Annotated in this window: 8 protein-coding genes and 1 tRNA gene; 1 reads left to right on the top strand and 8 read right to left on the bottom strand. The window is 68.3% G+C overall.

Going from position 1 to position 6663, the window contains the following annotated elements; all coding sequences use genetic code 11:
• Positions 1–131 precede the first annotated feature (131 nt).
• From AC07NG_RS16005 to AC07NG_RS16030, 6 genes are all read right to left on the bottom strand, one after another.
• Positions 132–1292, bottom strand: a complete 1161-nt coding sequence (locus tag AC07NG_RS16005) for an isovaleryl-CoA dehydrogenase (RefSeq protein WP_110121018.1) — start codon at positions 1290–1292, stop codon at positions 132–134.
• Positions 1293–1409: 117 nt separating this feature from the next.
• A complete protein-coding gene (gene spmX / locus AC07NG_RS16010; protein WP_494595075.1) occupies positions 1410–2684 on the bottom strand; it encodes a lysozyme-family localization factor SpmX in 1275 nt (424 codons plus the stop codon).
• 117 nt (positions 2685–2801) lie between these two features.
• Positions 2802–4244, bottom strand: a complete 1443-nt coding sequence (gene mgtE / locus AC07NG_RS16015; RefSeq protein ID WP_110121017.1) for a magnesium transporter — start codon at positions 4242–4244, stop codon at positions 2802–2804.
• A gap of 148 nt (positions 4245–4392) precedes the next feature.
• Positions 4393–4477 (bottom strand) — tRNA-Leu (locus AC07NG_RS16020).
• Positions 4478–4567: 90 nt separating this feature from the next.
• Entirely contained in the window at positions 4568–4999 is a 432-nt protein-coding gene (locus tag AC07NG_RS16025; RefSeq protein ID WP_494595077.1) for a hypothetical protein, read from the bottom strand.
• 6 nt (positions 5000–5005) lie between these two features.
• Entirely contained in the window at positions 5006–5257 is a 252-nt protein-coding gene (locus AC07NG_RS16030; RefSeq protein WP_058349571.1) for a FliM/FliN family flagellar motor switch protein, read from the bottom strand.
• A gap of 75 nt (positions 5258–5332) precedes the next feature.
• Between AC07NG_RS16030 and lipB the strand changes: the two genes are divergently transcribed.
• Positions 5333–6058 (top strand): lipoyl(octanoyl) transferase LipB, encoded by a 726-nt coding sequence (gene lipB, locus AC07NG_RS16035; protein WP_494595079.1) that lies wholly within the window; start codon positions 5333–5335, stop codon positions 6056–6058.
• Here lipB and AC07NG_RS16040 read toward each other — a convergent pair.
• Together AC07NG_RS16040 and AC07NG_RS16045 are read right to left on the bottom strand one after the other, a co-directional pair.
• Positions 6055–6459: a DUF805 domain-containing protein gene (locus AC07NG_RS16040; RefSeq protein ID WP_110121014.1), complete on the bottom strand. Its 405-nt coding sequence runs from the start codon at positions 6457–6459 to the stop codon at positions 6055–6057. The two genes, lipB and AC07NG_RS16040, sit on opposite strands and share 4 nt — an antisense overlap.
• Before the next feature lie 127 nt (positions 6460–6586).
• Positions 6587–6663 (bottom strand): hypothetical protein (locus AC07NG_RS16045; protein WP_494595088.1); only part of this gene is annotated, 77 nt, incomplete at its 5' end.

Here is a 6663-nt window from a genome sequence, read left to right on the forward strand (position 1 = left end):
CCCCCCCCCCCCCCCCCCCCCCCCCCCCCCCCCCCCCCCCGTTTTCAGCTTCCGTGGCCGTTGCCGACTGCGGGGCCACTTCCCCCTCAGTCGCTCCGCGACAGCTCCCCCAGAGGGGGAGCATCTGAGGTCTAGGCCCCCACCAGCTCCCGGCCGATCAGGAACCGGCGGATCTCGTTCGTGCCCGCGCCGATGTCGTAGAGCTTGGCGTCGCGCAACAGGCGCTCCACCGGCCACTCCTTGGTGTAGCCGGCCCCGCCCAGGGCCTGGATGGCCTCCAGCGACACCTTCACGGCGTTCTCGGACGCCATCAGGATCGCGCCGGCCGCGTCGAAGCGGGTGGTCTTGCCAGCGTCGCAGGCGCGGGCCACCGCATAGACGTAGGCCCGGGCCGAGTTCAGGGCCACGTACATGTCGGCGACCTTGCCCTGCATCAGCTGGAACGAGCCGATCGCCTGGCCGAACTGCTTGCGCTCGCGAACATAGGGCAGAACGTAGTCGAGGCAGGCCTGCATGATGCCCAGGGGGCCGGCGCTGAGCACGGCGCGCTCGTAGTCGAGGCCGCTCATCAGCACTCCGACGCCGCCGCCCACCGGACCCATGACGTTCTCCTCGGGGATCTCGCAGTCCTCGAACACCAGTTCCGCGGTGTCGCTGCCGCGCATGCCCATCTTGTCCAGCTTCTTGGAGACGCTGAAGCCCTTCATGCCCTTCTCGACGATGAAGGCGGTGATGCCCCGGCTGCCGTCGCCGGTCTTGGCGTAGACGACCAGCGTATCGGCGTGCGGCGCGTTGGTGATCCAGAACTTGGTCCCGTTCAGCACGTAGCGATCGCCGACCTGCTCGGCGCGCAGCTTCATCGAGACGACGTCGGAGCCGGCGCCGGCCTCGCTCATCGCCAGGGAGCCCACATGCTCGCCGCTGATCAGTTTCGGCAGATAGCGCTGCTTCTGCTCAGGGGTCGCCCAGCGGCGGATCTGATTGACGCAGAGGTTCGAGTGCGCGCCGTACGACAGGCCCACCGAGGCCGAGGCGCGGGAGATCTCCTCCATCGCCACCACGTGCTCGAGATAGCCCAAACCGAGGCCGCCGAACTCTTCCTCGACCGTGATGCCGTGCAGGCCAAGGTCGCCCATCGGGACCCACAGCTCGCGGGGGAAGGCGTTGGTCTCGTCGATCCGGGCCGCCAGGGGCGCGATCTTGTCGGCGGCGAAGCGGGCCGTGGTCTCGCGAATCGCGTCGGCCGTCTCGCCCAGGGCGAAGTCCATCGAGGGTGCGGTTTGCAGCGTCATGCGGCAACGCATAGCACAAACGCCCGCCGATCAACGAGACCGGCGGGCGTTCATGCTCTTTTTCACGGAGAACCGGGGATCAACCCGGTCTTTTCGAAACGCCGTTCGCTCGCAGCCTTACTCGCCGTCGTCCTCGATGTCCGGCCCGCCCAGCTTGCGCAGCAGCAGATAGGCCGAGACCGCGAAGCAGATCACGCCGATGACGCTGGCGCCCCAGCCGAACATGCGGATCGGGGTCAGGCCCGGGTCCGAGGCGACCGACAGGTTCCACAGCACCCCGCCGCCGAACAGGGCCAGGCCCAAGAGGCCCAGGCTGACCAGCAGGCTGGCGCCGCCGAACACCGGCTGCTCGGGCGGGTTCAGCGGCACGTCCAGGGTCTGGATGTCGACCTCCGCGCCGCTGGTCGAGAAGCCGCCCAGATTGAACGGCGAGCGCGAGGGCGCGGACTGCTCGAACAGGGTCGGCTCGGGCGCGGCGGGCGGCGGCGCGGGCGGATCGGGCACGAACAGCGGCGCCTGGGCCGGGACCGGTTCTTCCGGCGTCAGGCGGAACGGCTCCAGGGTCGGCGCGGCCTCGACGGGCGCGTGCAGCACCGGGGCAGGCTCGGCGGCCGGCACGACGGGCGCCGGCGGCGGCTCGGGCACGACCAGATCTTCGACCGGCTTGACCACCGGACGGGCGGGCTCGTCGGCTAGGATCTTCTCCAGGCGGGCGCTGACGCCGGCGGCGGCCAGTTCGGTGGCGCTGGGACCGTCCTCTTCCGGGACGACCGGGGTCAGCGGCGTGACGATCGAGCCCGCGGCGCGCTCGGCCACGGCCTTGTCGCCCTCCAGGCGCGTCGAGACGGCGGCCGGGGTCTGCTTGGGAATGGCGCAGGTCGCGTCATAATCGACCTTGGGCCGCAGCACCGGGCTGGGCGCGGGCACCCAGTGGCCGTCCGGCGGAGTCAGGAACAGGGTCTTCTCGGCGGCGCGGCGACGCACCAGGGCGTCGATGACGATCCGCTCGCCCTCGAAGTCGGCCTTGCGCCACATCTCCATGGCGCAGGCGGCCTGCAGCAGCGAACCCTCGTTGATCCGGCGCAGCACGCCCGAACGGACGAAGTTTTCCGTGCCGATGTTGAACGCGAAGCAGGTGAGGGCGTCGAACTGGTTCTGGTTCAGCGGCGCATAGCTGTTTTCGTTCACCGCGTGGGCCACGGTGATCAGATCGTAGAGCAGCAGGGCCTCGGCGTCCTGTTCCGAGACGGTCGCGCCCCCCCGGGCGGTCAGGGTATGCCCGTAGCCGATCGTCCAGCGCCCGTCGGGCAGCTGGGCGGCTTTCTGCCGATAGCCTTCGAACCTCTTGATGAGATCGACGGCGGCGCGGGAGACCTGATGACGCGGCTTCATCGCGAGTTGACCCAATTTGAAACGCAGGCGGATGCCCTCGCCCGGTCCCGCGCAAGACCGGCGCCGTTTCTTAAGGTTCAGGTAAGGAAATTTGCACGAGCCCCGACCCGCTTGGGATCAGTTGAACAGCAGCGCCGCGATCAGCAGCACCGAGAAGAAGCCCGCGAAGTCGGTCAGGAAGGTCACGAAGATCGACGACGACACCGCCGGGTCCCGGCCCATCTTCTCCAGGGCCAGCGGCGCCAGGATGCCGCCGACGGCGGCGGTGAAGATGTTGGCGACCAGGGCCAGGGCCACGGTCAGCGACAGCTTCGGATTGTCATAGAACACATAGACCGCCGCCCCCATGACGATCGCCAGGGTCAGGCCGTTCATGACGCCCACCAGGAGCTCGCGGGTGATGATCCGCGAGGCGTTGGCCGCCGTCAGCTCCTTGCTCGACAGCGCCCGCACGGCGACCGCCAGCGTCTGGGTGCCGGCGTTGCCGCCCAGCGACGAGACGATCGGCATCAGCACGGCCAGGGCCACCAGCTTGGAGATCTCTTCCTGGAAGAGCGCGATGCCGGAAACCGAGATCGTCGCCGTCAGCAGGTTCAGCAGCAGCCACGGCAGGCGCGAGCGCACGATCTCCACCACGCTGGCGTCGCGCCCGACGTCCGACACGTTGGCCAGGGCGAGAATGTCTTCCTGCGCCTCCTCGCGGATGACGCCGACGATGTCGTCGACGGTGATCTGGCCCACCAGCCGCCCGCCGGCCTCCACGACCGGGGCGCTGATCAGGTGATACTTGTCGAAGATGTAGGCCACCTCCTCCTGGTCCATGTCGACGGTGATCTCGGTCACCGGCTCCATGATCTCGGCCAGGGGGGTCTCCAGCTTGCTGGTCAGCAGCAGGCTGATCGGCAGGGCGCCGACCGGGGTGAACGACGGGTCGACCACATAGACGTCGAAGAACAGCTCCGGCAGGCTCTCGCCCGACTGGCGCACGTGCTCGATCGTGTGGCCCACGGTCCAGAACTGCGGCGCGGCCAGGAACTCGCGCTGCATCAGGCGGCCGGCGGTCTCGTCCTCGTAGGACAGAGTCGTCTCGATGGCCGCCCGGTCGGTCTCGCCCATGGCCGCCAGAACCTGGAAACGCTTGGTGTCATCCAGATCGTCTATGACGTCGGCGGCGTCGTCGGTGTCCAGCTCCTCCAGCGCGCGGGCCAGGGTGACCGACGGGGTCGCCTCCAGCACCTCCTCGCGGATATTGTCCTCCAGCTCGGCGATGATCTCGCCCAGGGCCTGGGGATCGAGGACCGGGATCACCTCCTCGCGATAGGCGGCCGACAGGAAGCCCATCAGGTCGGCGACGTCGGCGGGATCCAGCGCCCCGACCAGCTCGGACAGGCGCGCGGTGTCGCCGCGATCGGCCGCGTCGACCACCATCTCCACATAGTCGGGATTGAGGGCGTAATCGTCGCCGAGCGCCAGGTCCTCGAGATCCTCGACGACTTCGGGCTCGGGAATGGAGAGGGCGTGGCGCGCGTCTTCGCTCAGGTCGGCTGTTTCCCGGGTCATGGGGACCTCCTGAAGTGCGCGCGCGTGATCCGAATGATTGAAAGCCTAAGCTCGGCGGGCGGTTGCCCGGAAACCTTGGCCGAAAAATGGTTAGAGCGCGGAAGGCGATTCGGAAACCGATGCCTGCCGCGCTCTACGCAAGTTCACCTGGTGCGGTCGAGAAGACTCGAACTTCCACGGGTTGCCCCACAGCGACCTCAACGCTGCGCGTCTACCAATTCCGCCACGACCGCTCGTGGTGAGGCGCGGCAGGTAGCAAACTGAATCGGCTTTGGGAAGAGGAGAGTTACGACTTGCGCGCCATTGCCACGCCGACGCCGGGTTTATCTGGGGATAGCCGCGAGCTTGCGCAGTTTTTCGGGCTCGCCGTCGCCGATCTTGAGGATCAGGCCGCCCTTCACGAACCGCCCGGTGACCGGCAGGCTGTGGGGCGAGGGCCGGCCATTCTGGTCGACGCTCTGGATGACATAGGTGAACGAGAGCCGATCGCCCTCGATCTTCGCCGGGAAGACCTGGGATCCGTTGCACCAGCCTTCGCAGAGCTCGAAGTCCACGGTCGGCCGCGGCCCGGTCTTCACCGTGAGCCGGGCGCCGACATAGTCGTCGGCTTCGTCGATATAGCGAAGATTGTCGTACCGGCCCGCATGGTCCGGCGCGGCATGGGCCGAGGCGGCGGCGAAGACGACGGCGCAGGCGAGTACGGATCGAAGCGTGACCATGGCGCGCAGCTTGGCTTCGAAGCCGCGCCCCGGCAACGTCCCTTAGGCGCCGCCGGCCATGTAGTCGTAGACGTCGGCCGGGCCGGTCACCTGGATGGCGATGCGATCGTCGTTGATCTGGATTTCGCCCCGGGCGATCGGGTGATTGTTGGCCAGGATCCAGACCTCGTCGTTGGTCTTGGCGTCCAGCGGGATCACCGCGCCGCGGCCCATGCGCAGCAGTTGCTGCATCGGCAGGATCGACCGGCCGAGCAGAACCGAGATCTCGACATTGACGGCGTTGACCTGGCTCACGAACTAAGGCCCCTGGAACTGAAATTGCCGATGGCGGAAAAGCCCGCGCCTCGGCTCATGCAAGACTAAGGCCGCATGCTTGATCGCCCGTTAAACCTTGAAGATAAAGACCTTCCCGATTTGTCACGCCCCGACGGCCTGGCGGCGGGGTGGGCAGTTTCGACCGGTTACGTGCCCTACCCGGCAGCTGTCGCCGCCATGGAGGCCCGCGCGGCGGCCATAGCCGACGGCTCGGCGGGCGAACTGATCTGGCTTCTGGAGCATCCGCCGCTCTATACCGCCGGCGTCTCGGCCAAGACCTCCGACCTGCTGGAGCCCGAACGCTTCCCCGTCTTCGAGAGCGCGCGCGGCGGCCAGTTCACCTATCACGGCCCCGGCCAGCGCGTGGCCTACGTCATGCTCGACCTGACCCAGCGCGGGCGCGACGTCCGGGCCTTCGTCGCGGCGCTGGAGGCCTGGATCATCGACGCCCTGGGCGCTTTCAACGTCGTCGGCGAGATGCGCGAGGGCCGCGTCGGCGTCTGGGTCGAGCGCAAGGGCGCGGGCTGGTCGCGCGAGGACAAGATCGCCGCCATCGGCGTCAAGCTGCGCCGCTGGGTCAGCTTCCACGGGATCAGCCTGAACGTGGAGCCGGACCTGTCCCACTTCTCGGGGATCGTGCCCTGCGGCCAGACCGAGCACGGCGTCACCAGCCTGGTGGACCTTGGCCTGCCGGTCACGCTCGACGAGGCCGACGAGGCCCTGAAGGCCAGCTTCCGCAAGGTGTTCGGGGCCGTGGAGGACGCCGAAGCGCCGATCTAGATGGCGGGCGCTTTCAGGGGCGGCTGACCGTAGCGGTTGGCGCCCTGCTCGCCGCCCATGACGCCCAGCTCGATGATCGCCCAAACCAGGACGATGGCGAAGGCGAAGTCGAGGAAGTGCTGCGGGGTCGGCCAGACGGCGACCATGGCCGCCAGCACCAGGGCCGCCCACCAGCCCGACCGGCCGCGATCGTGCAGTCGCTTGGAAAGCACGCAGGCGCCCGAATACAGCAGGGCCGAATAGACCAGCCAGCCGGTCAGCAGCCGCAGCACGTCGCCGGCGATGGCCTCGTACAGCACGGCCACGCCGATCAACACGGCCGAGACGATCAGGAACGGCGTGCGCGCCAACCTGCCCGTGGAGGACAGGAACAGCTCCGCCCAATCGATCCGACCGTTCATGCTCGCCAAGGCTCCGCGACTCTCTTCGAGCGGAACCTAGGCGCAGCCGGCCGCCAGCGGAAGTCGCACAGGCGTCACACCCTCAGGCGAAAGCCTCGGAAGCCGCCAAGGCCTCACCGGAGAATGCTCATCCGAACTCCACCAACACCTGGTCGGCGGCCACCGGATCGCCGGCCTTGGCGTTGACGGCCTTGACGACGGCGT

It is taken from the genome of Caulobacter sp. GW821-FHT10C03 (genome assembly GCF_059415485.1).

Coding starts and splice junctions, on each gene's coding strand:
- AC07NG_RS16005 (WP_110121018.1), bottom strand. CDS start 1,292: ATGACGCTGCAAACCGCACCCTCGATGGACTTCGCCCTGGGCGAGACG.
- spmX (WP_494595075.1), bottom strand. CDS start 2,684: ATGAAGCCGCGTCATCAGGTCTCCCGCGCCGCCGTCGATCTCATCAAG.
- mgtE (WP_110121017.1), bottom strand. CDS start 4,244: ATGACCCGGGAAACAGCCGACCTGAGCGAAGACGCGCGCCACGCCCTC.
- lipB (WP_494595079.1), top strand. CDS start 5,333: ATGCTTGATCGCCCGTTAAACCTTGAAGATAAAGACCTTCCCGATTTG.
- AC07NG_RS16040 (WP_110121014.1), bottom strand. CDS start 6,459: ATGAACGGTCGGATCGATTGGGCGGAGCTGTTCCTGTCCTCCACGGGC.